The sequence below is a fragment of the Actinomycetota bacterium genome (genome assembly GCA_012837825.1).
Classification (GTDB): domain Bacteria; phylum Actinomycetota; class Humimicrobiia; order Humimicrobiales; family Humimicrobiaceae; genus Humimicrobium.
In genome coordinates this window covers 1-25,741 of the sequence record DUQM01000056.1, presented here as the reverse complement: position 1 = coordinate 25,741, position 25,741 = coordinate 1, and the positions used below count along the sequence as shown (strand labels likewise).

Genomic DNA, 25,741 nt, shown 5'->3' with positions numbered 1-25,741 from the left:
TTCTTTTTTTACTATTTTTGTTATTCAGATGTCATTTTAAAGACAATCTTTAAAGAATTTTTACAAACTTTTTTTAAAAAATCATGATTCACAATACAGTTTTGAAAAATGTATTCTTGTAATTGAGGTTCCGATAACATAAGGAAAAACAGACGGTCTTCTAAATACGCTCCAGAAGAACAGGCTCCAGTAATATTTCTTGCCTGAATTTTTTATGCCTGAGTACCATATCGAAACAAATAATGCCTTTATATAGTATAGATGCAGTTTTGGAACTTTCCTGAAAGGTGGCCTGAATTCCTTTAGGAAAGTCTTTACTCTTTCATAGTATTGTTTCGGAGAGTAAATGGTCTTTACTATTTTTTTATACCCATCCATAAGAACATCCATATTCATTTTTGGGCGAAAATTCATATCCACCCCTGTATTTGAGCCGGATGATTCCTTAATCAGTCTGCCCGCTTCTTTCAAACGCTGATAAAGCTTTGTCTTTGGCAATGCAGTAAGCAATCCTACCATAGCCGTCACTATGCCGCTTTTCTGAATGAACTCTATCTGCTTCTGAAAGATGTGTGGCGAATCACTGTCAAAACCGACAATAAATCCTCCCTGCACTTCAAACCCGGCATTCTGCAGAATATTAACTGACTTTACGAGATCGCGATTTTTATTCTGATATTTGCTGCATTCTTTAAGGCTTTCATCCTGAGGACTTTCAATTCCGACAAAAATTGTCGTAAATCCTGCTTTTACCATTAATTTGATCAGATTTGGCTTGTCGGAAAGATCGATTGATGCCTGAGTATTGAATAGAAACGGCTGTTTTCTTTTTTTCTGCCACTCAATGATGGCAGGAAGAATTTCATTCTCAAGAATTCTCTGATTACCGATAAGATTATCGTCAACAAAGAACACTCCGCCTTTCCATCCGCTTCTGTATAGCGCTTCAAGCTCTCCTACAACTTTCCGGCCTGTCTTTATTCTGCTAATTCTGCCATTCAGTTTCACAATATCACAGAAATCACAATTGAAGGGACAACCTCTCGAAATCTGAAGACACATGGAATTGTAATGCTTCATGTTGATCAGATCCCATTTTGGGTTTACCGTTTTTGAAATAGCAGGAAATTCACCTGCTTCATAAATTTTCTTTACCTTTCCTGATGAAAGATCATTTAAAAAAAGTTCAAGATTGGATTCTGCCTCGCCAAGAACCAGGCTGTCAACATCATCTAGAAATTCTTCCCAGCCAGTTGTAAAAAGAGGTCCTCCCGCAACAACAGGCCTGCCCAGTTTTTGTACTCTTTTAATTACCTCTCTGACAGATTTTTTCTGAACAATCATGGCGCTGATGAAAACCGCATCTGCTGAGAGAATATCTGAATCATCCAAATTCTCTACATTCATATCTATAAGTTTTAAATCCCATTTTTCAGGCAGCATTGCGGCTACAGTCAGCAATCCGAGAGGAGGAAAGGCTGCTTTTTTATTCAGAAATTTAAGTATGCCCTTAAAGCTCCAGAAAGTATTCGGATACTGCGGATAAACCAGCAGAACTTTCAGATCCTTTTTGCTCTTATCTTTTAAATCTGATAACTTTAACATTTCATTTTCTTTAAACATATAACTCAATTTCCCTCTAAAAATAAATTAAAGTCTTTTAAAAAGACTTTCTTGTCAATTTACAAAATTATAAAATTCTGTTTTGCAATTGTATACTAATACAGACAATTATAAAAGAAAAATTCCGATATATTCCTTTTATTTGATCAACGCCAGGCTTGTAATCATTACTGCCAGGCCAATTATAAAACTTGCAATAGGAAGATGGCTGTGAGCCAGGGATTTGGAAACAGGCATAAGTTCATCTATTGCAATAAAAACCATGAGTCCGGCAATACCCGAAAGGATATATCCAAGAATCATCGGATTTAAAAAAGGGAAAAGCACAAATGCCGTAAGCACCGCACCAACCGGTTCAACCACACCTGATAAAAATGAGAACAGAAAAGCTTTTTTTCTGCTACCCGTAGCTTTATAGATAGGAGCAGATACTGCAATGCCTTCAGGAATATTATGTATTGCTATGGCTACAGCAATTGCAATACCTATTTTTGTATCCAGAATTGCCGAGTAAAAAGTAGCCATTCCTTCAGGAAAATTATGAATCGCAACTCCCAGGGCGGTAAAAAGACCTGTCCTTAATAATTTTTTGTCCGGATCATTCTTTTCATTTCTTTCCTTCTGGCCAAGATATTCATGCGGTATAAATGTGTCTATAAGAAAAATAAAAATGAATCCGGCTACAAAAGCAATGCTTGCTTTTAAGAAACCCAGTTCTTCAAACCCGGAGGGAAGCAGTTCGAAAAATGATATGCCTATCATCACTCCGGCAGTAAAACCCAGGACAAAACTCATAAATCTGGGGTTTTCTTTTCTGACCATCAGTCCTATAAAACTGCCGATTGTGGTGGAAAGTCCTGCCAGAGTGGTAAGTATGAGAGCTTTTAATATCTGACTGTCCAATTTATATAATTATGACTATTTTTATGATACTTATTTTTAATAACAAAATATTCATGCAATATCATATATCATAGCATCCGATAAAAAATTTTTTAAATCAGAGAGCTTCGCACTATAATTACAACGTTCGGTATTTATTATCCGTGTATTCTGTTTCTCAGGTTATAAATAAAGCCTCCGCTGAGCTCTTCAAGAGTATGGCTGGCAAGCATTGCTTTCGGGTCAATTACGTCTACTATATCTTTAAGTTTATAAAGACTGTTTTTTGCACAAATGACATTTAATATCTCTAATTCACCGTCTTTTCCGCTGCCGGCAAATCTTGTAACACCAAAACCGTTCTCTCTCAGTACGTCTTCCATTTTTACTTCAGCAACCCTGGTAATGATATTTATGCTTAGCATGTCTCTGGAAATTTTCCTTGATATCAGCATCCCCAACAAAAGACCAAGAGCAAAGCCTGAGGAATAAAACAAAATAATAAATATATTCACACCGGCTTTCATTACATTTGAAACAACAGTTATTGTTATAGTTATCGAGGTCGCTGATTCAAAAAAACCGATAATTATTGAAAGAGTCTTTTTGCCCTTAACCATAACTATCAATCTTACCGTACCAATAAGGACCTGAATCATAATGGCGATAAAAATTATCAGTGCCTGTATTAAAATATCTATATTGAAATTAAACATTTTCCGCCTTACAGAAATATATAATTTTTTAATTTATTCTGACGCAAGAAGCAATAATAGCACTAAAAAGATTAAAAATGAATATGGTTTTAATGCTTAATACAGCTATGCGGAAAGTCATCTCTCAGTATCTACAGATCCTGAAAAATAATATTATTTTATCTTATAATATAATTTTACCGACTTTTTTCTACAGGAACAGGTGTAATTCCTGCTGCATCCGTAACTATTGTCTGGACTTTGTCCGAATCGACAATAAATTTTACATTTTCTTTTAATGCATTTTCCACAGTCTCAAGCTTTTTAAGTATCTGCGCATTTCCAATGAAATATTTATTTGCAGCTTCATTTACAACTCTTATCCTGTCTGCATCAGCATTTGCAACAACCTTGATGGATTCTGCCCTACCTTCAGCTGACAGAATCAGGCCTTGTTTTATTCCTTCCGCCTTCTTGATTTCCGCCCTCTTCTCTCCGTCTGCTCTAGTTTCCATGGCTGTGGCAAAATCATTGGCTGCTATTTTTTCCTGTTCAGCTTTGACTACATTATTCATGGAAACCTGCACATCGGCAGGAGGCTCTATTTTCTGTATCTCGCATCTTAATACTTCAACTCCGTAGTTGGCAGTTTCCTTGTCAAGCACCTCTTCAACTTTTGAATTTATTGAAGACCTGTTTTCATTTGCATCAGTAAGGGTCATATTTCCGATTACTGCCCTGAGCGTAGTTCTTGCAAGACTGGTAAGCTGTAAACAGTGGTTGTCAACATTATAAACGCTTGCCTTAACGTCTACTATCTTGTAATAAACCACAGCATCTACTTCTGCATTTAGCTTGTCACGTGTAATCACCATCTGGGGAGGTATGTCAACCATCTGTTCTGTTATATTGACTTTATACATTTTTTCGAACGCAGGTATAATCCACGAAAGACCCTGATCTCTGGTTCTCATATATTTCCCGAATCTTTCAACAATTCCTTTCTGGGTAGGCCTTACGGTTCTGAAACCTGAGAGGAAATATATCAGTACACCCAGAATCAGTACTGTCAGTCCGATATAAAATACTGCCTGCACAAAATTTACGGCTCCAATAATAAGCATTATGAGACCGATAAGAAAAACAATAATTCCCAATATTCCCATTTTACCTCCTTTTTATGTATATTATTTTATTAAAAATCATTGCTTTAAAATAATGTTTTACCTGCCGCTATAAATCAATATGTATCTGAAAGCATCCCGGGCAAAGTAAAAACCGAGTATAAAAAATTACTATTTATCAGAATATCAAAGATCAATATATAGTATATATTTTTAGAAGATAAAAAATAAGCCGGAAATTAAATATCCCGGCTTATTTTTAATTTTTATATTTTTTCTAAGACCGGATACCGCTGTTTTCTTTATCCTGAGCAGCATCGTCTTCTTTTACATCCGGTTCACCATTATCTTTCTCTTCGTCTTCTCCGTTTTTAATTCCGTAGTTTAAATATTTCTTTGCAACCGGATCATTTATCCTTTTCCATACGATAGCACCGAAGATAGTCCCCACAGGAAAGAATATAACCATGGTAACAACAAGCGCTGCTCTTGTCACCGGAACCGCCCAGCCTTTTCTTATATAAAGCCCTATAAGTGAAGCGACATAAATTGCAGGTATTACAATAGGAAATGTATCAGGAGATCCTGTAAATCTTCCTGCCATATGATGAGCGCCCGGCACCCATCCGGGTATCCAGCTGAACCAGTTAAAAGACATAAGCCCCAGCCAGGATATAACACCGGCAATCCATAATAATATCATTACGCCGCCCAGAACTTTTTTTCCATCTTCAATTTCTTTTTTTGTTAATTCAGTCATTATTTTCTCCTTTTTTTTATTTAAAAACAGACTTCCATTTTAATTAATTTATGATATGTAATAGTATTTCCGACATCAGTTCAATCAATGCTTTTCATGTTCCCTCCACCTGAAATATTCTGTCTGAGTGAAGGGCTGCCGCTGTATTCAACACTTCCCAGTCCTGTGATACTCACATCCAGGCTTTGCACAACATTAACTTTGGCATTACCTGCGCCAGATATTATAATCTTGCAATCATTGCTGGGCATATTTTCTGCATTATATGACCCAAGTCCGGATATATGGATTTCCTGGGTATTAATTTTACCCTCAAGATCTATCTTTCCGGCGCCCGATATCATGGATTTAACACTCTCTCCTGCTATTTTCATATTAACATTTCCAAGTCCGCTTGAAGAAATGTCAAGATTTTTGATATCAATATTTTCACTTCCGTTTATTGAGCCGGCTCCTGAAAGTTTTATATCTTTTATTCCCTTTACAGTCAGTTTGAAAATTATATCTTTGGTGGGCAGAATTGATGTATGAGCAAATCCTTTTTTCATCCCTATATAAAGAGTTCCCGACTTAACCTCAATATCAAGTCTTTCAACAATATTATCTTCCGCTTCCACTATAAGCGCTTCTTTTTCTCCCTGGCTTATTTCAATTTTTCCCACACTTGAAAAATTCAGGGAATCAAAATCTTTTATATCAAACTCTCTGGTTATTACCTCTCCGGAGCCTTTTATGATCAGTCCGCTGAAATTTATGCAGGAAGTCAGCAATAGACTTGCAGCTATCAAAATCATAGCAGGAAATATTATTTTGGATTTTATTTTCAATCTTAATTACCTCCATTTAATTACACTCAAGCACTATTCTGCCTGATATAGTATTAATATTAATATTAAAATCGCCATTACCAACAGTACCTTTTACTTCCTGCCTGTCAGCATAAGATATTTTGGAAATTAAATTGTTTTCAATTTTTCCTGAAATTGATGACAGATCAAAATCAAAAGAACTGTCTTCAGGAATATTTAGCCTCACATCTCCCGAAATGCTTGATACTTTTATTTCATCATCTAATTGCTTAAGATTTATTACTGCTTCTCCTGAAACAGTATCAATATTGATCCTGCCATTTGAATCATCTATAAGACATTTGCCTGAAGTATTCTCTATTTCAATATTATTGGCTTTAATATTATTCAAATTTATTGCTCCCGAAACGCTTTCAGCAAAAAGCTCTGCCACTTTAATATTTTCAATATCTATTTTTGCAGATGTTGTGCTTATTTTTGTCAAAGCAGCTATTTCCTCGGGTATTGCAACTTCCAGACTCAGATCGGAAATATCAAAAATCCCAAAACCGACAATTGCCGGATAAATGATTTCTATTGTCAGTTCTCCATTTATTTTCAGAATACTGAGTTCAGGCGTCCTGCCGCTGATATTTGTTTTTATTTTTCCCTTAAAATCCGCCTTGATTTTATTGCCTTCACCTATAATTACTTTTACCGGCGCGCTTACTGATGAGATATTTATAGCCTTTATGCCGGAAGCATCAATTTCTTCTATCTGTGAAATGTCCTTTGTAATTGATGACAATGGCCTGAGTCCACCGGTGGAATAAAACAGGGAAATTGCAATAACAAATGAGCCGGCAACAATTATCGCAAGCGCTATTAAAAGTTTTTTCATCTTAATGCTCATCCTGTTTCCTCCTCCCCTTGATAATATTTAGATTGAATTTAAGATATCTGACTATAGCCTTGTACATGGCTTTTGACAGATAAACATTGCCAATAAAGAACAGCACTCCCAATGCTGTAATTCCAAGAAAAGCAAATATGCCTACTGCCGGGTTGACTGTGAATGCCAGATAATTCGAAAAAACCGGATAAAATATGCTTGAAACAAATCCTGTTACCCCTGCAGCTGAAATTGTTACCGAGCATGCAAAAAGAGCTGCAAACAAAGCAATTATGACAATAAAGAGAGGGAGAATAAAAACAAGATTAAAAAAACTAAGACCTATGGATGTAAAAACAGCCCTTGCTATATTTCCTGCAGAAGTATTTTCCTCAGCTTTTTTTATATATGAAGCTGCTTTTAACTGTTTTGCAAGTACTCTCGGATCCCCAAGCGAAGAAGACAGTTCTTCCTCTATGCGATTTTTCTGAATACCGACAGCAAAATACTCTTCGAAATCAAAAAGAATATCCTTGATTTCTTCTTTTGAGAGTCCTTTCAGATTTTTCTCAAGTTTTTCCAAAAAGGTTTTTTTATTCATTAATATCACCGCCTTCCAGGAGATGGTTAACTTTTTCCACAAATTCTTCCCAGTCTTTTCTCAGCAAATCGTTTACTTCTTTTCCGGATTCAGTAAGTTTGTAGTATTTTCTGGGAGCTCCTTCTTTGGATTCTTCAAGATAAGTGGTTACATAATTTTCATTTTTTAATCTTCTTAATAAGGGATAAATAGTCCCTTCGGAAATCTTAATATTTTTGGAAATTTCATTAACCAGCTCATAACCATACCTGTCCTGCTTTGTAAGAAGAGATAATACACATAGTTCCAGAACTCCTTTCTTAAATTGTATATTCATTTTCAGGCCCTTTCCTTATAATAACAACTGCATGATATCACATAGTATTATGTATTGCAAGATACTAAATAAAAAAATTACCTTTTATAAAAACATACTGTTCACAAGCTGATAATAAGACATGCCGCCCACAGGCTGATAACAGGGTTACTAAAGGAATTTCCAATCCTTTTTATCCTCTCATCCTCTCGGATATCTATTTTCATTATACCGTTCATGATGGCTTAACATATATTCCGGAATTAAAGTAATTCCTGCACGTCTTATGATTGAAAAAATTTTCAACCGTATGTGCAAAACCATGCTTTCCACTGCAGCAGACAGGATCCGCAAAATTACAGCTGTCATCAGGAGCAACGGTTCCGAACTTATATAGCCGGGTTTTCTGTATAAGATATAAAATGCGGGAGTTATGGAAATTATTGAAGTAAAGCACTAGAGGTGTGGAAATTATTGAAGCTGTTAAAAGAACTATGGATAATGCAGTTAGCTGCATTAAATATCAGATTTTATAAAATTATTAAAATCACTTATCCATTTTTTATATTCCTCTGGTTTTGATTCCAGAAATTTCATAAATTTTACCATCTTTTCCATGGAGTTTTTGCTAATATGATGCTCCAGTGAGCAGGCATCTTTCTGGGATGTTTCTTCATCGATACCGAGGACTTCATTTAAAAATTTGAATATCTGTTCATGTTTGTTGTAAATAATTTTTGCGACATCATTTCCCTTTTTTGATAATGTCAGATAGCCATATTTTTCATGAACAACAAGTCCCTTCTCTGAAAGTTTTGAAACAGCATCCACTACAGAAGGAGTTTTAACATCCAGAAACTTAGCAACCTCTTTCACCCTTACCACTTTTTTATTCTGATTAATGAGATATATCGCTTCAAGATAATCTTCAAGACTTGCAGATAAGTCAACCAATCAAATCATCTCCATAAAATAAAATCTATTATATTTTTTCATATTATACGGCAAAATGCTAATTACCCTTTTTTTTAAGATATTCCATTATTTCTTTTTTGCGGCATTTTTTACCACTGTCTCCACAGCAGCAGCTTTTCTTTTGCAAAAGTCCGGAAATCAGATGAAACAAAAAATATGCGATGGCAACTGTTAAGATAATTATTATAATTATTATTTCCATATTAATTTTCATTTTATATAAAGAATCTCCCTATCTGATAAACAATGAACGACACAACCCATGCAAGAGCCATGGTAAATACTACCTGAAACATGAGTTCCTTAAAGCCTGCCTCTTTCTGAAACACTGCCAGACTTGCTATACACGGAAAGTAAAGCAAAGAGAAAAGCATAAAGTTATAACCTGTCAGAGGATGATAGGCATCTGAAATTGAAGACATGACTTTTTCCTGTTCTGATAAATTCACATTATTGTCTTCCCTTTCCTCTGCAGCATTATCAGAAAGGCTAAACAAGGTTCCTATTGTTGACACAACAACTTCCTTGCCTGCTGTCCCGGTAAGAGATGCCAGGGATAATTTCCAGTCAAATCCCAGAGGCTTGAAAATCGGAGATATAAATACTCCTATCCTTCCGGCATATGAATCTTCCAGTGAGGAAGGTTCATTTTCGGGGGTAAGCGGAAATGTAAAAAGAAACCACATGATCATGGATATAGCCAGGATTATGGTCCCTGCTTTCTTGAGATACTGCCAGGTTCTTTCCCACATATGGATGAATATGCTTTTAAGCGAAGGCATTCTGTAAGGCGGCAGTTCCATTACAAAGGGTTCCGCTTCACCTCTAAATCTTGTTACTCTCAGAAATTTTGCAGTTGCTATGGCAAAGACAATTCCGATCAGATATATTGAAAATATAATATTGCCTGCATTACCCGGGAAAAATGTGCCTGCAAATAATATATATATGGGAAGTCTTCCGCCGCAGCTCATAAAAGTATTAATGTGCATCGTTATCATGCGGTCATTTTTGTTCTCCAGAGTTCTTGCGCACATATATGCAGGTATTGTGCAGCCAAAACCTATCAGCATAGGAATAAAGGACTTTCCGTGAAGACCGATTTTATGCATAATCCTGTCCATAATAAATGCCACTCTTGCCATGTAGCCGCTGTCTTCAAAAAAAGCAATAAATATGAAAAGAAGCATGATTTTCGGGGTAAATATCAGTATTCCTCCGACACCTGATATTACACCATCCACCAGAAGAGACTGCAGAAGTCCCGAAGGCAGAATATTGGTCAGCCATTCAGAAAGTTTCAAAAACAGAAGATTGAGCCAGTTCATGGGATAATCTCCCAGTTTGAAAACTACCTGGAACATTGCCCACATTAAAAATGCAAAAATTGGAAGTCCGAGAAACTTATTTAAAAGTATTCCGTCAAGCTTATCGGTAATATTTTCATTACTTTCTTTTTTTAAAATAAATGCTTCCTTTAAGGCGCCGTTTATAAAACCATATCTTGCTTCTGCTATAAGCCTTAAAGGTTCTGATTTAAGGATACTGTTTATGTGATTTATGGAACTGCTGACCTGGATTTCCAGTTTCCTGTAAAACAATTCATCAGTCTTTCTGATCATATCTTTTATAAACACAGGATCCTGCTCAAGCAGTTTGACGGAAACCCATCTCAAATTATCATTTTCATCAGACTCCGGTTTTTCCTTTACAAAGATATCGCTTATTTTTTTTATTTCATTCTCAATTTCATCATGATAATTTATTCTTGTTTTTTTTCTATCTGATATTTCATTGTAAAAATCTATAATAATGCCCGGAAGCTCTTTTATGCCTTTACCCTGATTCCCGATAGTTCCGGCTATCGGTCCTCCAAGCAGTTTTGAGAGAAGTTCAAGGTCATAATCAGTTTTATTTTTAAGAGAATCAAACATATTGAAAACAAAAATAATCGGAAGATTCATTTCAATCAGCTGTGTTGACAGATAAAGATTTCTTTCAAGGGCTGAAGAATCGATTATGTTCAGGACGACATCAGGTTTTTCTTTTAGCAGATAATTTCTTGAAACTGCTTCTTCCGGAGAATAAGCAAAAAGGCTGTAAATGCCAGGCAGATCAGTAAATTTTATCCTGTAGCCATCTTTTAACAATTCACCTGATTTATGTTCAACAGTAACACCCGGGTAGTTGCCAACATGTTGCCTGGCACCGGTAAGCTCATTAAAAATAGTAGTCTTGCCTGAATTGGGAGTACCTATAAGTGCTACCTTTATTGTTTTATCCATCCTGAGCGTTATCTCTGGTCTCATCTATTTTTTTTAAAGATATTTTCGCCGCTACTCCTCTGCCCAGCGCAATTTTTATTCCTTTTGCAATTATGGTTACAGGACCCCATGCTGAGATGTCTCCTACAGTTATTGTTTCACCCGGGATAATCCCTATTGAAAACAGCCTTTGCGTAAGAATATGTCCCGCAAAAATATTGTCTATAATATATCTGGTATTTTTATCTGCATTGCATAAAAACAAAGCCTCTTTTTCTGTAAAATCCGTCTTACTTCCGGATAAAAAATCATGCTTATGTTTAAAATTCAATTTTCTGCCAAACATTTTATAATCCTTGCCTTATAAAGCTACTTTTATATATTAAAGTTAGTCTTATCTAACTTTAATTATATATCGTCCCATTGTCAATAATTTTTAAAATTATTTTGATTAAATATTTATTAGCATTACCAATATGATAAAAATAATAATAAAATCAGTAGTATGTATATTTTTAATTGTCTGATTTATCTTTGTCTTGTTTAATAAGGAGAATTATATGGATGCCAAAAAATCTTTAATAAAATATATTTTCTCAATTATATTGATTCTTTTTGGAGTATCAGGTTGCGCTTTATCCGTGACAGGATTGGTATATTTTAAAAAAAATTTATCTTTCACTCGGGAAGAAGCTGATTTTGGCGCTTCTCTGGATAAAAACATATTGTCAGTATCAGATATGATGAGAGATACTTCAGAAGGTCTTAAAAATGCATCTCTTACCTTAAAGCAGGTTGAGGAGACCCTCGCAAATGCTCAGGAATTACTTGGAACCTCTTCATTTGCATTCTATGATATTGCCGAAACAATAAATTTTGAAATACTTGGTTACAGGCCCCTTGAGAAATCCTATGAGTATTTCATTGGAGTAGGAGACAGTCTTTCTTTATTATCTTCCGATATAGGGAAAACCGCTCTTTATATTAATACAAATTCAGCTGATCTTACCAAAATAAGTAAAAACATTGATGACATTACCGTCAATATAAACAATACCTATAAAAATTTTTCAGGTACTTTCTCAGATATTGCAAACTTCAACATCAGTTCTGTTTTTACCTGCATGCTTATTTATATCCTGGTGTTACATATAATGTTTGTTCTTATAGGGCTGGTGCTGATTTTAAAGTAGTTTATCCTGCAGAAAATTATTATTTTGTTTTTCGCCGGAATCTTCAGTATTATTTTTGCCCTCAGCTGCATTGCTGTCTTTAATATATATTTTTCTTCTGAAGTAATTTGAATATTGAAATACATTAGTCTCCAAACTGTCCTGTAGCAGTGTAAAATAATGATCAATATCCGCATCAAGTCTGTCTACATTATAAATCACTATTGCTTCAAGAGTCTGCGGCTCTACGGGAGAACCGAATTCCCTTGCGCCATGATGACTTAAAATTATATGAAGAAGTTCCTGCCTTGTTCTGTCGGGAAAACCTTTGATGGAATTTATTTTTTCAAGAACCATGCCGTATCCGATGCTTATATGGCTTATAAGGCTTTCTTCATCATTAATATCCAAAAAATTTTCAACTGAATACCCTACTGTTTTTCCGATATCGTGCAGTATAGCTCCGCAAATAACCATATCTTTGTCTATAATCATGTTTTCCTTATACAAATCAACTACAAAATTGCAAAGCCTGACCATTGACATTGTGTGTATAAGAAGACCTCCTTCAAGCGCATGATGGTTTTTTACTGCAGCAGTGGAATATTTGAATTTATCCAGAAAATCCGGCTCGTCAAAAAAACTTTTAAGCAATTTCTTTAAAAAAATATTGCTTATATTCGAAATCATATCATTCAGGAAATCCGTCAGATTCTTTAGAAAAGCCGGGTCGGCTTTTCTGCTCTTGAAATCATAAAAAGAGGAATCATTGTCCTGATACTCTAATCTTTTAAGACTCTTTATATTTATCTGTTTTCCGAAGCTATCTTCTGCCCTGCCTTCAATCAATACAATATCTTTTTTTGCAAATGTTTCAGTCCTGGGGATTGAATCATTCCAGATTTTTGCATTAATCCTGCCTGTGCTGTCCTGCAGTTCAACATCAATAAAATCCTTGTTGTTTTTATCTTTTTTATTTTCTTTTCTTACGACAAGAAAAGAAGAACTGACTATATTTCCTGCCTTTATATCTTTAATATATTGCTTCTTTTTATTATTCATCTAATTTTATTTCCCATTTTTCCAGAAAAGATAATTTACTGTAATCAGTCATATCGTAGTGGATAGGAGTTATTGAAACATAACCCTCTTTTAAAGCGCAATAATCGCTGTCATTGCAATGGGTAATCTCAACGAATTCTCCGTCCATCCAATAATAATCCCTGCCGCGCGGATCGGTTCTTTTAAGAAAAAAATCCTTGAATTTTGCATCGCTTTGTCTTGTTATTTTTACCCCCTTTATTTTATCTTCGGAAAGGTCGGGGATGTTTATATTAAGGAGCATCTTTGGAGGCATATTATTGTTTTTAAGCACAAGATCGGAAATCTTCTTTGAAAATTTTGCCGCAAATGAATAGTTGGTATCAATATAGCTGTCAAGGGATACAGCTATTGAGGATATGTCATTACATATTCCTTCGATTGCTGCCGAAACTGTGCCGGAATAAATTATATTTTCACCGATATTTGAGCCGCGGTTTATGCCTGAAACAAGAAGATCCGGTTTTTCCCCAATAAGTTCGCTATATAGTTTCACACAATCTGCAGGAGTGCCATTAACTACATAACCATAGAATATACCGTTTCTGTATTCTTTTTTAACCCATATGGGGTCAAAGACCGTTATGCCATGACCTACCGCACTTCTTTCGAACTGAGGCGCTATTACCCTGACGTCATAATCCTTTTCCTGAGAGAAGACTTTATAAAGCGCATTAATGCCTTCGGCCTCTATACCGTCATCATTTGTAAGCAAAATAAGTTTTTTTTCGTTTTTCTTCATAATTTTTAAAACATATTAAAGTAAAAAGTTTTTAATTTACTTATTAATTAAAAACTTAAATAGCTTCAATATTGCTTCCGATTTTACTTTCCATCTTATGCCCTAAGAAAAGAATAGCTTAAAAGATACTGAATCAATCCCTTTTTATCTTTCTTAAAACTTCATTGGTTATTTTGCTTACCATATCTTCAGAAATTTCGGTATTTCTTTTTTCCGAAAAAGTCTGACCATTATCTTTATTGCTTTGATAAGTAGTCTCCCTGCCAAATGCATCCCTGTATCTCAGTCCTGAAGGGCATACTTCTTTTGACTGGGCAATAGTTGATATTTCCTCCCGGGATATATCATGATGGATAGAAAAATCAGCTTTAGGGTTGTTTCCAAACATTATTTGTCTGTTTATAAGTATCTTGCAGTTTGTTTCCGCAACCTCGACATACAGATAAGCATAATTAAGATCGACTGCCGCAGAAAAAACCCCATGAAAGGGAATACCGCATATAAGTCCCGCATCAGGATCCTGTTTCCTTCTCCATTCAAAATTTTCCACTATCCTTACTGCCTGCTGTTCTGAGCCTGGGACTGATTCTTCAATGTGCGTTATAGGTATCTTAGGGCTTATAACGCATCTTGTTCCCTCTGAAACTGCCGGAATATCCATATGCGCAGAACCGAAAGTCATCATATATGGGGGATGGGCATGCAGGACGGCCCCGATATCTGGAAAAGCATGGTAGATATAATAATGGCATATGGCTTCCCTTGTAATTTTATCCGACTCGCCTGTCACCGGTACTTTGCACAAGTCTGTAACAATTATCGAGTCTTCATCAATTGACCACTGATGATGTTCTCCTGCCTGTCTCGGAGTAATATATACTTTGTCTCCATCCCTGATCGATATATTCCCGCCGCTTGAATCCAGAAGATTTCTGTTAAAACATAGTTTCCCGATCTCACATAAGGCTTTTCTTATGTTTTTAATATTTGCCATTTCTATCCTTTGTACGAAAGCTTGTAAATTATAATTGATATTTTACTTTTTTATTTTTTTTCTGACAAAGCTTTTACAAATTCTTTTGCTGCAGTGGAAGCATCAGGAGCATAAATCTCAATTCCGTATCTGTCAGCAAATTCTCTTGTAACCGGTGCTCCTCCAACTGCCAGAATAACCTGTTTTCTCAGACCGGAATCTTCCAATGTTTTTATATGTTCCGCTATATTTCCCAAAGTAGTTGTAAGTAGTCCCGAAAATGCAACAATATCCGGCTTGTGCTCATTTATAGCTTCCACAAATTTCTCATAATCAACATCTATGCCCAGATCTATTACTTTAAAACCCTGTCCCTCTGCCATTGTGATAACAAGATTCTTTCCAATATCATGCAGATCACCTTTGACCGTGCCTATCACCAATGTACCTTTTTCAGAGAGATTCTCGTCACCTTTCATCAGAGGTCTTAGGATGTCCATTGCTGTTTTCATTGTCTTTGCAGCAAGCAGCATGTCCGGCATATATAATTCTCCTTCACCGAATTTATCGCCCACATAAAGCATGGCTTTTGAAAGTGATTCATTTATAATGCTGTCAATTTTTATTCCTTCATCTACAGCTTTCTGAACTACCCCTCCGATTTCATTGTAATTTCCCTGAACTGTAAGTTCGTAAATATCATTTAATATAGTAGACATCTATGATACCTTTCATCCTTTTGTTTTGTTATTGATTTATTTTAAGGATTTAATCATCCGGATTACTCTTAGTACTTTCCATATTTATGTATCGCATTTATATATGCAATATAATTCTCATGCGGTATGTAATTTACAATCGAATGAGAACAGGTAGCTACATAACCATAGCCGGGTTTTAATACTTCCATATGTGCTTTTACATCCGAATCCACCTCTTCCGGAGTACCGTTCCCCAAAGGAAACTCAACATCTACATTGCCTGAGAGACACAAACGTGAACCGTATCTCTTCTTGTAATCCCTGTAGTCTATTCCATATGGATCCAGAGGATTCAGGCAGTCCAGTCCCATATTTATCAGATCCTCAACAATATCGTCTATTTTACCGTCTGAATGAAACATTACCGGAATACCGGCATTTACAGCAGGTTCAAATATTCTTGCCATCCTGGGAACCCAGATTTCTTTAAATATTTTTGGCGGTATAAACAAGCCCGTTTTGAAGGCAACATCATCCGAAGGGAAGATGAAGTCAATGCCTTCTTTTACAAGAGCCTTGGTGAGATTTACGAAATGAACTGTTGAGGTCTCAAGCATTTCCTCAACCAGTTCCCTGTCTTCGTAAACCATCATCATAAAATCATTCATTCCCACAACAAACTCATACAATGTCTGCGATATGCATCCATAAAGGACAGAAACTCCTATTTTCTTGCCTCTTCTTTTGATTGCATCTTTATATTCCCGCACATAGCTGATAGTGCTTTTTATGCTCTCCTCTGATTCCAGTTTTAATGATTCAAATTCCTTTCTTGTCCTTACAGATCTGCTGTATGCGGGAACCCAGTTTCCGTTTTCATCTTGCGCCTTAAAAGGTGTCCAAAGCCCGCCGTCAAACAGAAGCGCGTCCTGGCCTGTTATGCAGCAGAGGTCAATAAAATCATCGGGATACATAGGTCTTCCTGCTTCGGCATTTGCACCTTTTGCCGGATCTCCTCCATAGGAAAGCGTATTGCCCGCATACTTGCCAAGAATTTTTTCAACATGTTTGTCTTCCATAAGAATTTCAAAATTAGGCACCCTGTCTACAGGTTTTCTTTTGAAAGCAGCAAGAAGCCTGTTTATATCAGGTTCCCCTTCAACTGGAATTATGTTTTTTGTCTCTATCAATTTTCCTCCCATCTAAAAATATTATTTACTTTAAATAAAAATATTTTTAATATCACAAACCAACAGCAGCTTCAAAGGGTCTGCAAAAAAACAATACTGCTGCCGGTCATACCGGTTTTGTCTGATTTTTTAAAAATCATCAATAATCTCATTAAGTTTTTTTCTGTAGTAGGAAAAAAAATCAAAAGTACAGTCTTCGGAAACAAAATGATCGGTATGAGGTATATATCTCCCTTTTTTCAGCATTTCCCTGATTTTTTCCAATTCTTTATCAATCTGGTCATAGCTGCTCCCGGCAAACATTTTTCTCTTATCGAATCCTCCCATGATCTGAAAATCCGGAAAGGATTTTCTGATTTTAAGAATGTCATTTCCTGCAGCTATCTCAAAAGGATACATCCCGGTTACACCGGTTTCCACTATAAGAGGGATAAGATCTTCAACATAACCGTCGCTGTCTGTCAGAATTATGTCTATTCCTGCTTCATGTGCAAAATTTACAATACGCTTATAATAAGGGGTGAGAAATTCCCTGAAATGCTGCGGAGAGATAAGCGAACCTGATTTATATGCCATATCTTCCCATATGAGTATGCAGTCTATTTCAATATCGCTGCATATTTTACCGTAATATTCTATTAAAAAGTTACAGAAAGTATTATTAATATCATGTATAAGCTCCGGATCATCTATCAGCGCCATCATATATCTGGTTACTCCCATAATCTGCCTGGGAAAACCCAGAAAACCTCCGTTTGTTCCGCCAAGTCTTATGGGAAAATCCCTGTTCTTAAGGCTGCTTACAACATCATTCCAGTTGGGAGGGAGTCTTTTTGAAATGGTTTCACTTCCGTAATGTTGCTTGTATTCATACCATGAATCCCGGTTTTTTACCGGATTATCGATTTCCATCGGAAGAGTGGTTATGTCAATTGTACTTTTATTGGTAACGCCATATTCATCCTTGTATGTAATATGTGTTTCTGTTTTGTCTATTATCTCTCTCTCAAGCATAGGGCTGTAGTCAAGAGGAAACTTTGTAAGATACTGGTCAAGATTAAAAATCGGCTGGACATTTACATCTCCTGCCTTTTCCATTTCTCCATAAATATTTTTGTTTGCCATTATAGCAATGCCATTGGAATAATTCTTTGGGATATTCTCAGCCATGGGAAGACCCTCGTTAAACCATCTCCTTATCGTTCCTGCCCAGTAACCGAACTCTACTTTCGGAATTTCGACATCGCGGTAGTCAGAACCCTGCATCTTCATGACTGAAAGAAATTTCTCTCTTGAGTTCATAAAAACCCCTTTAAATATAAAAAAACGTTTTTTTAATTAATAATTAGATTATAAGGGGAAATTATCAAATTTTCAAAAAATAATCATAGATTATTTTTTATGACTTTGTTTACAAGATCTCCGATATTATCAATATGGCAGGTTATTATGTCTCCATCCTTCAGAAAACTTTTCTGCTTCATAAAAGCTCCCACTCCCGCCGGAGTGCCTGTAGAAATCAGATCACCTTCTTCAAGAGTCATGGATCTCGATATAAAGGAAACAAGTTCATAAACACTAAAAATCATATCCGAAGTATTTGATTCCTGTCTCAGCTCACCATTCACGTAACTTCTCAGACTAATATTATCCGGATCTTTAATGAGCTCTGCAGAAATTATTTCCGGCCCCACGGGCGCAAAAGTATCAAAACTTTTTGCCCTGAACCATTGCCCTTCTTTTTTCTGAATATCCCTAGCTGTTATGTCATTCATTATTGTATAGCCATAGATATAATCATTTATATCGGCGGCACCGACGTTTTTTGCTTTTTTTCCCATTACAACTGCAAGCTCCACCTCATAATCAAGCTCATTTACTTCTTCAGGGCATAAGATATTGTCACCATTCTTTGCAAGACTCGTTCCTGCCTTGCAAAACAAGACAGGTTTATCCGGAAATCTTCCATCCTGTTCGCTGATATGGCTTTTATAATTCATCCCGACACATACTATTTTCCCGGGTTTATAGGTGGTGATATTGAATTTATTCATTACATTCCCTTTTACCTTATTTATAATATCGATCTTATAGCTTATTTTATTTATTTTTCTAATAAATTGCTATTTCATATATTATTTAAAACTATTTAAAACAAAATAATTAACAATATTCTGATATATATATGTATGTATATGTATATATATGTATGGAGTATTTGTAATTTTCTGACAGTTTGAAAAATTTTAAATAGTTTTTATGAATTCCTCTACCAGCTCAGGATCAAACTGTGTTCCTGCACATGCCTTTAATTCTTCTACTGCTTCTTCCTTTGTTTTGGGCTTCCTGTATAAAATATCTTGAGAAGTCATTGCATCATAACTGTTTATTATGGAAAAAAGCCTGGAAAGATATGGGATCTCCTTTCCTTTTAATCCTCTCGGATAGCCCTTTCCATCCCATCTTTCATGATAGGAAAGAATCAGTTCCGATATATGTGCAATTTTTGGGGATGATTCAATTATTCTGCTGCCCATAACAGGGTTTTTCTTTATTAATCTGTATTCTTTATCAAGAAGTTTGTCAGCTTTCATTATTATGCTCTCCGGTATCGTTATTTTACCGAGATCATGAAATTTGCATAAAAACTCAAGATTTCTGGTTTCACTTTTTTTAAGGTTAATGAAAGAAGCAGTTTTTTTTGCCATCTCCGTCAGACGGTTGATATGGTTCCTGCTCTCAATGTTCCTGCTTGTAAGTAGATTTTCGATTTCCTCTATAATCAGATTAGTCACATGTTTACTTTCCATCAGTTTTGCATCATACATTTTTTCTTCTGCTTCTTTTATTACAAGTTTTATATTCTGCCTTCCGGTTTCAATAGTTGCAGCACCAAGAGAGATGCTTGCAGGCAGTTTGTTAATGGATTCCTGACTGCAGAGTTTTTTTATCCTCAAAATAATATTTTTTGCTGTTTCCTTATTTGTTTTCGGTAATATTACAGAAAATTCATCTCCGCCCCACCTGGATACTATATCCTCATTTCTGCAGCATTTTTTTATTATCTTCGCTATTTTCTTTAGCAGGAGGTCTCCTTTGTCATGGCCAAATACGTCATTTATCAGTTTCAAACTGTTTATATCACCGATTATTATGCTGACAGGATAAAGCCTGCTTTTGCTTAACCTTTTGATTTCCTCATTAAAATAAGCCCTGTTATAAATTCCTGTAAGGTTGTCGTGGAAAGAAATGTACTCAAGTTTCTTTTCTTTCTTTTTTTCTTCGGTAGCGTCTACTATATTTGCAATATAATACCTGACTTTGCCATCTTCCTTAAAAATAGTGTGAAAAACGATTACTTTAAGTTTTTTCCCTTTTTTTGACCTGTAGGATACTTCACCTTTTGATAGTTCCCCTGATGTCAGTTTTGAAAATACTTTCAAGGTTTCCGGTATTTCATTCTTCTCCCACCAGGGATATGGGGGTTTGGTACCGATTATTTCATCGGACATAAAATCTGTCAGTTTCTCAAAAGCAGGATTTACGTATTCGATTGAAGTATCGGGGTTTAAAACAACAATACCATTGGGAGAATTCTCCAATAAAATTTCATTGAACTTATAAAGACTTTTTAGTTTGTCTTCACATTCTGCTTTATTATTAAAAGTTTTCATTTTTTATAGATTTATGCTGTTAATATTTTAATAAATATTGCACACCGATTTAAAAATATCAATACTTTCAAGCCTGTATCCGAAGTTATTGTTTAAGGGTTAAGTTTTGCTCCACATTGTGAACAGAACGGCTGGTTTTTCTTAACAGTTGCACCACAGTTTGAACAGAATAATTCTTCTTTTCCGTCTTTAAGTCCGGTCTTTCTTGTTGCCTTCAGTTCTTCAACTGTAATCACTGGCTCTGCAGGTTCAGCAATATTGCGGTTTTTTAAGATTTTTTTCTTTAAATTTCTTTTCCTTAAAAAAATAAAAACCGACACAGCAGCTGCAACAAGAAGTATGAAACCTGTAACAATAAATATTATAGTTAAGAGTCCGATTCTTCCCTCTTTTTTTCTGACAGTTTTCTCAAAATCCAAAGTAGTCGATGTGCTTGTTTCCGTATCTGCCGCTTCCATGGTTTCCTTTATATCAGATACGCTTTCCTCAGGAACCAGAGGGATGTCGTCAGCAATACTGTTCTGAGCTTTTGCCTTATATTCCTGAGCAAGGAAATGAGTCTGGTTAAGATTTAATACATTGCTGAAATGTTTTATCGCCTCGCTGTAATGTTTCTGCCTGAACATTAAAAGTCCTGTTTTCCATTCCTCATCAATAGTCCCGGTTTTGTTTGCTACCTTTCCCATAACGACTTTTATATCATTGCCCGGTCTGAGATAGTTATTTGTTTCGTCTGTGGCATTTGTAATAATACCTATTACCTCACCTGAGAGATTAAGAACAGGTCCTCCGCTATTCCCGGGTCTGGCATCTCCCTGTATCTGTATAAGCTGATTCCCTGCAATCATTATATTTCCGCTAAGAGTTCCGCTCGTTACAGTTGTATTTAAAGGATTATCCTGTCCTATTTCAGAAGTCCAGGGATATCCGATGATTTTTACCGGATCCAGAATTTCTACACTTGAAGAATCAGCAATAATTGCTGCAGAAAGAGCTTTTCCCGCCACAGGCTGAATCTGTATCATTGCAATATCTTTATTTTTCCTGTCACTTAATTCTATTAACTCTGCCCGTATGAATTTTTCATCCTTTTCCACAGGTATTGAGGCAACAGCCTGGTTGAACTGTACAAATATCTTTCTGTCCGGAGCGCTTTTCTGTATTCCCTCCACCTTAAAGAAAATGAAAATAGTATCCCAGTCTGATTCAGATAATTCGTAATAATCGTCCGGATATTCATCCAGAATATACCGGTCAAGTATCTCCCTTTTCAATGTATTGTAAGGTATGTCTACGACATGTCCGGCAGTGATTATATGGCCTGTTTCGGAATTGACGCAAAACCCTGTTCCGCAAACCGGACCGTAATAATAAGGTTCGCTCCATTTTTCAGTATTATCGTCATATACTCTCGCAGACCAGAATGTAGAGACAAAGCATACCGAGGGCTGGACCATAAGAACCTTGTCCTGAATTGTGAGCTGTGCCTCGGTATCAATATTATCCTGGGAATAAATATTATATGGCAGAAAAATAATAACAATAAAAGCAATAACAAAAAACAGACCTGTTTTTAAAAACCTTTTCATTTTTGAATCTATCTAGATTATGTTGCTCATTTAAATTATAATGTTTTGCAGTCAACTATGAAATCTTTTTACAGAAATTTTCAAACCGGTCAACACCTTCTTTAATATTATCCATCGACACAGCATAACTTATCCTTATAAATCTATCATCACCAAAAGCAGCGCCGGGAACCACGGCTACCAGATCATTTTCAAGAAGTTGGTCTGCAAAATCAAAAGAATTTTTTATTGTCTTGTTAAAGAATCCCGAGATATCAGGAAATATATAAAAAGCTCCTTCAGGAAGAGTACACCTTATATTCTTTATACTGCCAAGCCTTTTGAAAATATAGTCTCTTCTTTTCTCATACTCAGCTTTCATGGCGCTTACTGATTCCTGGCTTCCCGCAAGAGCTTCAACCGCTGCCCACTGCGCAGGCGTACAGGGATTTGATGCAGCCTGATCCTGAATCTTTGCCATCTGGCTGATTATTTCCCCGGCAGCAGCGCAATAACCTATTCTCCATCCTGTCATGGAATATGTTTTTGAAACGGCATTGACGGTAATGGTTATTTTTTTTAATTCTTCACTGAATGCGGCAATGCTGTAATGTTTTGCATCCCCATAAATAAATTTTTCATATACTTCGTCTGATATTATAAAAATACCATGTTTTGCGCATATTTCCCCTATAGCCTTCAGTTCACTTTTGCTATAGACTGCGCCACTGGGATTATTCGGGCTATTCAGTATTATCAGCTTTATCCTGCCTTTATATTTGCTGCATGTTTTTTCCAGTTCATTTAAATCTATCTTAAGATCTTTATTGCATCTGATAAAAACAGGCTTTCCTTCTGACAGGATAATCTGCTGGGTATAACTTACCCAGTAAGGCACCGGTACAAGAACTATGTCGTCCCTGTTTACAAAAGTTCTGATAATCACATCAAGAACCTGTTTCGCACCATTGCCGACAAAAATATTTTCCAATTCATAGTCAAGATTATTTTCTTTTCTGAATTTTTCCAGAATTGCATTCTTGAGTTCTTTTATACCAGTTGATGTAGTATATTTTGTCTTGTTTTCATCAATTGCAGTCCTGGCAGCATCTTTAATATTTTCAGGTGTATTAAAATCAGGCTGGCCTATTCCAAACCTGATAACAAATTTGCCCTCTTTTTTTAATTTCAAATCAAACGCATCTATCTTTTTTTCAAGTGCGAAAGTAGGACTTTCCTCAAGATTCTGCGATCTTTGGGAAAGTATTTTATTAAAATCATAACTATTGTCAGACATATTTTCCTCCGATTTTTAGAAATTCCAAAGATCTGAAATAATTTAGGAAATATATAATATATTAATAAGTATTTTAAGTAAATAAAATATAGTTTATATATCCAAATTTAATCCAAATTTATCGCCAGGATAAGAATACTTCCAGGATAAGAACACTTTATATAATCGCATATTACCTGTATCTCATTTTGCCGGAAAGAGGCTTATTATAATAAGCTTAAAGTTACTGCATCACCCGGATAATCGGCAGGATCAGCTGTGCTTCCTTATAATTACTCCGATAAAGCTAAGAATAGATATGTGGCTGAAACCGAAGGATTTTGAGACTGCTATAAGCTCATCAATAGAAATATAAATCATGATGGACTGCCAGAAAGCAATTTAAAAAAACCTTTATCGGCAGGAAGCATTTCAGGTTTATCATAGCACAAAATCACTATGCGGAAGCAGGATACCGTACTGAAAGTTCTTTTTCAGAGGAAAAGAAAAATTACAAGGTTTTTTAAAAGTAATATACTATTATTTTACTGGTATATTACCGGTTTTATCCCAAGTCAGTATATTCATTTACGTTAAATAATAATAAAATAGAGTAAATTTCATAATAGATAATCTCGGTCTCAATATAATAAAATATTTTTGAAGGGAGATTAAAATGAGTGAAACCAACTACCTTTTCCGGCCTGTTAAAATAGGAAGCAAGATTTCTGAAAACAGAATTGCAATTAATGCAATGGAATGTTGCGATGCGGACGAAGAAGGAAATCCGGGTGAAAAAACTTACAGAAGATACAGAAAACATTTTGAAGGCGGCTCAGGAGTAGTTGTTCTTGAAGCTATCACAATAGGATATGAAAGCCGTTCAAGAAAAATGCAGCTTAGCATCATGCCAAAAAACGAAAAAGCTCTTGCAAAATTTGTGAAGGAGATGAAGTCGATAAATCCGAAGACAATATTTCTATTCCAGCTGACTCATTCAGGCGAAATAAGCCATCCCGATTTCTCTAAAAGAGTTACTGTAAAACCTTTGCCGGGTTTCGGAGGAGAACTGCTGACAGAGGAAGCAATGGAAAAAATTATGGATGATTTTGTTATTTCCGCAAAAATTGCTCATGCTGCCGGCGCTGATGGTATTGACATGAAACTATGCCATGGCTACCTTGGTTCCCAGATACTCAGGCCTTACAATGACAGGAAATGGAAATTTGGTGGCTCCTGGGAAAACAGGACAAGATTTGCTTATACTATTTATGAGAGAATTCAGAAAGAAATAAATGATCCGGCTTTCATAATTGGTTCAAAAGTATCTGTATGGGAAGGATTTCCCGGTGGTTGCGGAAGCGCTGGACCGGATTCATCCCTGATGGACATCAGTGAGTCTCTTGATCTTGTAAAAAATCTGGAAGCAAGAGGTGCAGACTATATACTGGTGTCTGCGGGTTGCCCGTCTATTACCCTTGCATTATCTCAGCCTGACAAAAAAATACCTGATGATGTCTATCTGCATTTTACATTCCAGAAAGCAGTCAGAAGTGTTTTAAAGCCTGAAACTGTGGTTATAGGCTCCGCATATTCAGTATTAAATAACGGCAACAATAATCTCCAGGCCGTTAAAAAAGAAGAGGCTTCAATCAGATACTGGGGCAACAGGAATATAAAAGACGGGGTCACGGATATGATTGCCATTGGAAGACAGTCTCTGGCTGATTCGGCAATGGCAGCAAAAATGAAGGAAAACAGAGATGATGAAGTAAAATGGTGCACAGCATGTGATCAGTGTATCGAACTTCTTATAAGGCAGAAAAATGTGGGTTGCTGCACTTATGACAAAGAATATGTGGAAGCTCTGAGAAAAATAAGAAGAGAAGAAGGTCTTCTTAAAGCCAAAAGGACATAAATAAAAGAAACTTTTTATACAACAAGCCTGGACAGATTTATCTCTTTACAGGCTTGTTGTTATTTATTTTTAAAATATATTAATTGCCAGATGCAGCTGCCAAGCAATCCCCTGAGCAAGCATTGTTTCAGCAATGCTTCAGCAACTTTTATAAACACTGCAATTATAATATATGAGCATTCCTTAATTATTTTTCTTTCTCTCCGGTATTTCTGCCCTGACATATCTGGAATGATGCCAAAAACGGATTCCAATACATGTATGGAACTTCTTTTACAGCCTGAAGAAATTCAGTCTTATTGGAATTCTTTCTAATAACCGAACATCATATTTTGGACATAATGGACATAACTCAATTTTTTACTCTTTCGCTAATTACTTTTCCCTAAAAAAATAAAAAAGAAGTTTCTTATATCTTTTATAGATATAAAATACTTCTTTGCTTAAAAGAGCAACGCTACTCCCGGTTAAATTTTTTTACCTATCTTAAAAAACGTAAATTGTATTAATACTTTTATTAATATATT

General features: G+C 35.7%; 24 protein-coding genes. 2 read left to right on the top strand and 22 right to left on the bottom strand.

The window, feature by feature from the left end; translation table 11 throughout:
- Positions 1 to 81: 81 nt before the first annotated feature.
- The 12 genes from GXZ93_04235 to GXZ93_04180 all read right to left on the bottom strand — a co-directional run bounded on the left by GXZ93_04235 (position 82) and on the right by GXZ93_04180 (position 11,245).
- Positions 82 to 1,563 carry a DUF4070 domain-containing protein gene (locus tag GXZ93_04235; protein ID HHT78987.1) on the bottom strand — a complete coding sequence of 494 codons (1,482 nt, stop codon included), beginning with the start codon at positions 1,561 to 1,563 and terminating at the stop codon, positions 82 to 84.
- 198 nt (positions 1,564 to 1,761) lie between these two features.
- Positions 1,762 to 2,526 carry a zinc transporter ZupT gene (zupT, locus tag GXZ93_04230; GenBank protein HHT78986.1) on the bottom strand — a complete coding sequence of 255 codons (765 nt, stop codon included), beginning with the start codon at positions 2,524 to 2,526 and terminating at the stop codon, positions 1,762 to 1,764.
- 137 nt (positions 2,527 to 2,663) lie between these two features.
- On the bottom strand, positions 2,664 to 3,221 hold the full coding sequence (locus tag GXZ93_04225) for a DUF2179 domain-containing protein (GenBank protein HHT78985.1): 558 nt from the start codon (positions 3,219 to 3,221) through the stop codon (positions 2,664 to 2,666).
- A 176-nt stretch (positions 3,222 to 3,397) separates the two neighbouring features.
- The gene (locus GXZ93_04220) at positions 3,398 to 4,324 is read right to left on the bottom strand and encodes an SPFH/Band 7/PHB domain protein (GenBank protein ID HHT78984.1); all 927 of its coding nucleotides are present in this window, start codon (positions 4,322 to 4,324) and stop codon (positions 3,398 to 3,400) included.
- A 277-nt stretch (positions 4,325 to 4,601) separates the two neighbouring features.
- A complete protein-coding gene (locus GXZ93_04215; GenBank protein ID HHT78983.1) occupies positions 4,602 to 5,084 on the bottom strand; it encodes a hypothetical protein in 483 nt (160 codons plus the stop codon).
- 80 nt (positions 5,085 to 5,164) lie between these two features.
- Entirely contained in the window at positions 5,165 to 5,911 is a 747-nt protein-coding gene (locus GXZ93_04210; GenBank protein ID HHT78982.1) for a DUF2807 domain-containing protein, read from the bottom strand.
- Between the two features lie 16 nt (positions 5,912 to 5,927).
- Positions 5,928 to 6,773: a DUF4097 domain-containing protein gene (locus GXZ93_04205; GenBank protein ID HHT78981.1), complete on the bottom strand. Its 846-nt coding sequence runs from the start codon at positions 6,771 to 6,773 to the stop codon at positions 5,928 to 5,930.
- A 1-nt stretch (position 6,774) separates the two neighbouring features.
- Positions 6,775 to 7,365, bottom strand: coding sequence for a DUF1700 domain-containing protein (locus GXZ93_04200; protein HHT78980.1), 591 nt, complete (start codon positions 7,363 to 7,365; stop codon positions 6,775 to 6,777).
- Positions 7,358 to 7,681 carry a PadR family transcriptional regulator gene (locus tag GXZ93_04195; GenBank protein ID HHT78979.1) on the bottom strand — a complete coding sequence of 108 codons (324 nt, stop codon included), beginning with the start codon at positions 7,679 to 7,681 and terminating at the stop codon, positions 7,358 to 7,360. The genes GXZ93_04200 and GXZ93_04195 overlap by 8 nt, the downstream gene beginning before the upstream one ends.
- A gap of 495 nt (positions 7,682 to 8,176) precedes the next feature.
- A complete protein-coding gene (locus tag GXZ93_04190; protein ID HHT78978.1) occupies positions 8,177 to 8,614 on the bottom strand; it encodes a metal-dependent transcriptional regulator in 438 nt (145 codons plus the stop codon).
- A gap of 236 nt (positions 8,615 to 8,850) precedes the next feature.
- The gene (feoB, locus tag GXZ93_04185) at positions 8,851 to 10,944 is read right to left on the bottom strand and encodes a ferrous iron transport protein B (protein ID HHT78977.1); all 2,094 of its coding nucleotides are present in this window, start codon (positions 10,942 to 10,944) and stop codon (positions 8,851 to 8,853) included.
- Positions 10,913 to 11,245, bottom strand: a complete 333-nt coding sequence (locus GXZ93_04180; GenBank protein ID HHT78976.1) for a ferrous iron transport protein A — start codon at positions 11,243 to 11,245, stop codon at positions 10,913 to 10,915. The genes feoB and GXZ93_04180 overlap by 32 nt, the downstream gene beginning before the upstream one ends.
- A 214-nt stretch (positions 11,246 to 11,459) precedes the next feature.
- Between GXZ93_04180 and GXZ93_04175 the strand changes: the two genes are divergently transcribed.
- Positions 11,460 to 12,092 carry a hypothetical protein gene (locus GXZ93_04175; protein HHT78975.1) on the top strand — a complete coding sequence of 211 codons (633 nt, stop codon included), beginning with the start codon at positions 11,460 to 11,462 and terminating at the stop codon, positions 12,090 to 12,092.
- Here GXZ93_04175 and GXZ93_04170 read toward each other — a convergent pair.
- From GXZ93_04170 to GXZ93_04125, 10 genes are all read right to left on the bottom strand, one after another.
- Entirely contained in the window at positions 12,084 to 13,133 is a 1,050-nt protein-coding gene (locus tag GXZ93_04170) for an HD domain-containing protein (protein HHT78974.1), read from the bottom strand. The genes GXZ93_04175 and GXZ93_04170 overlap by 9 nt on opposite strands.
- Entirely contained in the window at positions 13,126 to 13,914 is a 789-nt protein-coding gene (surE, locus tag GXZ93_04165) for a 5'/3'-nucleotidase SurE (protein ID HHT78973.1), read from the bottom strand. Before surE ends, GXZ93_04170 begins: the two co-directional genes overlap by 8 nt.
- 133 nt (positions 13,915 to 14,047) lie before the next feature.
- Positions 14,048 to 14,908 carry a class II aldolase/adducin family protein gene (locus GXZ93_04160; protein HHT78972.1) on the bottom strand — a complete coding sequence of 287 codons (861 nt, stop codon included), beginning with the start codon at positions 14,906 to 14,908 and terminating at the stop codon, positions 14,048 to 14,050.
- A 50-nt stretch (positions 14,909 to 14,958) separates the two neighbouring features.
- The gene (locus GXZ93_04155) at positions 14,959 to 15,606 is read right to left on the bottom strand and encodes a cobalamin-binding protein (protein ID HHT78971.1); all 648 of its coding nucleotides are present in this window, start codon (positions 15,604 to 15,606) and stop codon (positions 14,959 to 14,961) included.
- Positions 15,607 to 15,674: 68 nt separating this feature from the next.
- Complete coding sequence (locus tag GXZ93_04150) at positions 15,675 to 16,778, bottom strand: hypothetical protein (protein ID HHT78970.1); 1,104 nt, start codon at positions 16,776 to 16,778, stop codon at positions 15,675 to 15,677.
- 129 nt (positions 16,779 to 16,907) lie between these two features.
- Positions 16,908 to 18,080 carry a hypothetical protein gene (locus GXZ93_04145; protein ID HHT78969.1) on the bottom strand — a complete coding sequence of 391 codons (1,173 nt, stop codon included), beginning with the start codon at positions 18,078 to 18,080 and terminating at the stop codon, positions 16,908 to 16,910.
- An 83-nt stretch (positions 18,081 to 18,163) separates the two neighbouring features.
- Positions 18,164 to 18,832: a fumarylacetoacetate hydrolase family protein gene (locus GXZ93_04140; GenBank protein ID HHT78968.1), complete on the bottom strand. Its 669-nt coding sequence runs from the start codon at positions 18,830 to 18,832 to the stop codon at positions 18,164 to 18,166.
- Between the two features lie 192 nt (positions 18,833 to 19,024).
- Positions 19,025 to 20,452 (bottom strand): diguanylate cyclase, encoded by a 1,428-nt coding sequence (locus GXZ93_04135; GenBank protein ID HHT78967.1) that lies wholly within the window; start codon positions 20,450 to 20,452, stop codon positions 19,025 to 19,027.
- A 92-nt stretch (positions 20,453 to 20,544) separates the two neighbouring features.
- On the bottom strand, positions 20,545 to 22,041 hold the full coding sequence (locus tag GXZ93_04130; protein ID HHT78966.1) for a trypsin-like serine protease: 1,497 nt from the start codon (positions 22,039 to 22,041) through the stop codon (positions 20,545 to 20,547).
- Positions 22,042 to 22,096: 55 nt separating this feature from the next.
- Positions 22,097 to 23,317, bottom strand: coding sequence for a pyridoxal phosphate-dependent aminotransferase (locus GXZ93_04125; protein ID HHT78965.1), 1,221 nt, complete (start codon positions 23,315 to 23,317; stop codon positions 22,097 to 22,099).
- A gap of 655 nt (positions 23,318 to 23,972) precedes the next feature.
- On the opposite strand from GXZ93_04125, the gene GXZ93_04120 reads away from it, so the two are divergent.
- On the top strand, positions 23,973 to 25,214 hold the full coding sequence (locus GXZ93_04120) for a 2,4-dienoyl-CoA reductase (protein ID HHT78964.1): 1,242 nt from the start codon (positions 23,973 to 23,975) through the stop codon (positions 25,212 to 25,214).
- Positions 25,215 to 25,741 lie beyond the last annotated feature (527 nt).

Excerpts from the sequence above, each read along its gene's own strand:
- GXZ93_04225 (HHT78985.1), bottom strand. The coding sequence starts at position 3,221 with ATGTTTAATTTCAATATAGATATTTTAATACAGGCACTGATAATTTTT.
- GXZ93_04220 (HHT78984.1), bottom strand. The coding sequence starts at position 4,324 with ATGCTTATTATTGGAGCCGTAAATTTTGTGCAGGCAGTATTTTATATC.
- GXZ93_04215 (HHT78983.1), bottom strand. The coding sequence starts at position 5,084 with ATGACTGAATTAACAAAAAAAGAAATTGAAGATGGAAAAAAAGTTCTG.
- GXZ93_04205 (HHT78981.1), bottom strand. The coding sequence starts at position 6,773 with ATGAAAAAACTTTTAATAGCGCTTGCGATAATTGTTGCCGGCTCATTT.
- GXZ93_04200 (HHT78980.1), bottom strand. The coding sequence starts at position 7,365 with ATGAATAAAAAAACCTTTTTGGAAAAACTTGAGAAAAATCTGAAAGGA.
- GXZ93_04195 (HHT78979.1), bottom strand. The coding sequence starts at position 7,681 with ATGAATATACAATTTAAGAAAGGAGTTCTGGAACTATGTGTATTATCT.
- feoB (HHT78977.1), bottom strand. The coding sequence starts at position 10,944 with ATGAGACCAGAGATAACGCTCAGGATGGATAAAACAATAAAGGTAGCA.
- GXZ93_04180 (HHT78976.1), bottom strand. The coding sequence starts at position 11,245 with ATGTTTGGCAGAAAATTGAATTTTAAACATAAGCATGATTTTTTATCC.
- GXZ93_04175 (HHT78975.1), top strand. The coding sequence starts at position 11,460 with ATGGATGCCAAAAAATCTTTAATAAAATATATTTTCTCAATTATATTG.
- GXZ93_04170 (HHT78974.1), bottom strand. The coding sequence starts at position 13,133 with ATGAATAATAAAAAGAAGCAATATATTAAAGATATAAAGGCAGGAAAT.
- surE (HHT78973.1), bottom strand. The coding sequence starts at position 13,914 with ATGAAGAAAAACGAAAAAAAACTTATTTTGCTTACAAATGATGACGGT.
- GXZ93_04160 (HHT78972.1), bottom strand. The coding sequence starts at position 14,908 with ATGGCAAATATTAAAAACATAAGAAAAGCCTTATGTGAGATCGGGAAA.
- GXZ93_04155 (HHT78971.1), bottom strand. The coding sequence starts at position 15,606 with ATGTCTACTATATTAAATGATATTTACGAACTTACAGTTCAGGGAAAT.
- GXZ93_04145 (HHT78969.1), bottom strand. The coding sequence starts at position 18,080 with ATGAACTCAAGAGAGAAATTTCTTTCAGTCATGAAGATGCAGGGTTCT.
- GXZ93_04140 (HHT78968.1), bottom strand. The coding sequence starts at position 18,832 with ATGAATAAATTCAATATCACCACCTATAAACCCGGGAAAATAGTATGT.
- GXZ93_04135 (HHT78967.1), bottom strand. The coding sequence starts at position 20,452 with ATGAAAACTTTTAATAATAAAGCAGAATGTGAAGACAAACTAAAAAGT.
- GXZ93_04130 (HHT78966.1), bottom strand. The coding sequence starts at position 22,041 with ATGAAAAGGTTTTTAAAAACAGGTCTGTTTTTTGTTATTGCTTTTATT.
- GXZ93_04125 (HHT78965.1), bottom strand. The coding sequence starts at position 23,317 with ATGTCTGACAATAGTTATGATTTTAATAAAATACTTTCCCAAAGATCG.
- GXZ93_04120 (HHT78964.1), top strand. The coding sequence starts at position 23,973 with ATGAGTGAAACCAACTACCTTTTCCGGCCTGTTAAAATAGGAAGCAAG.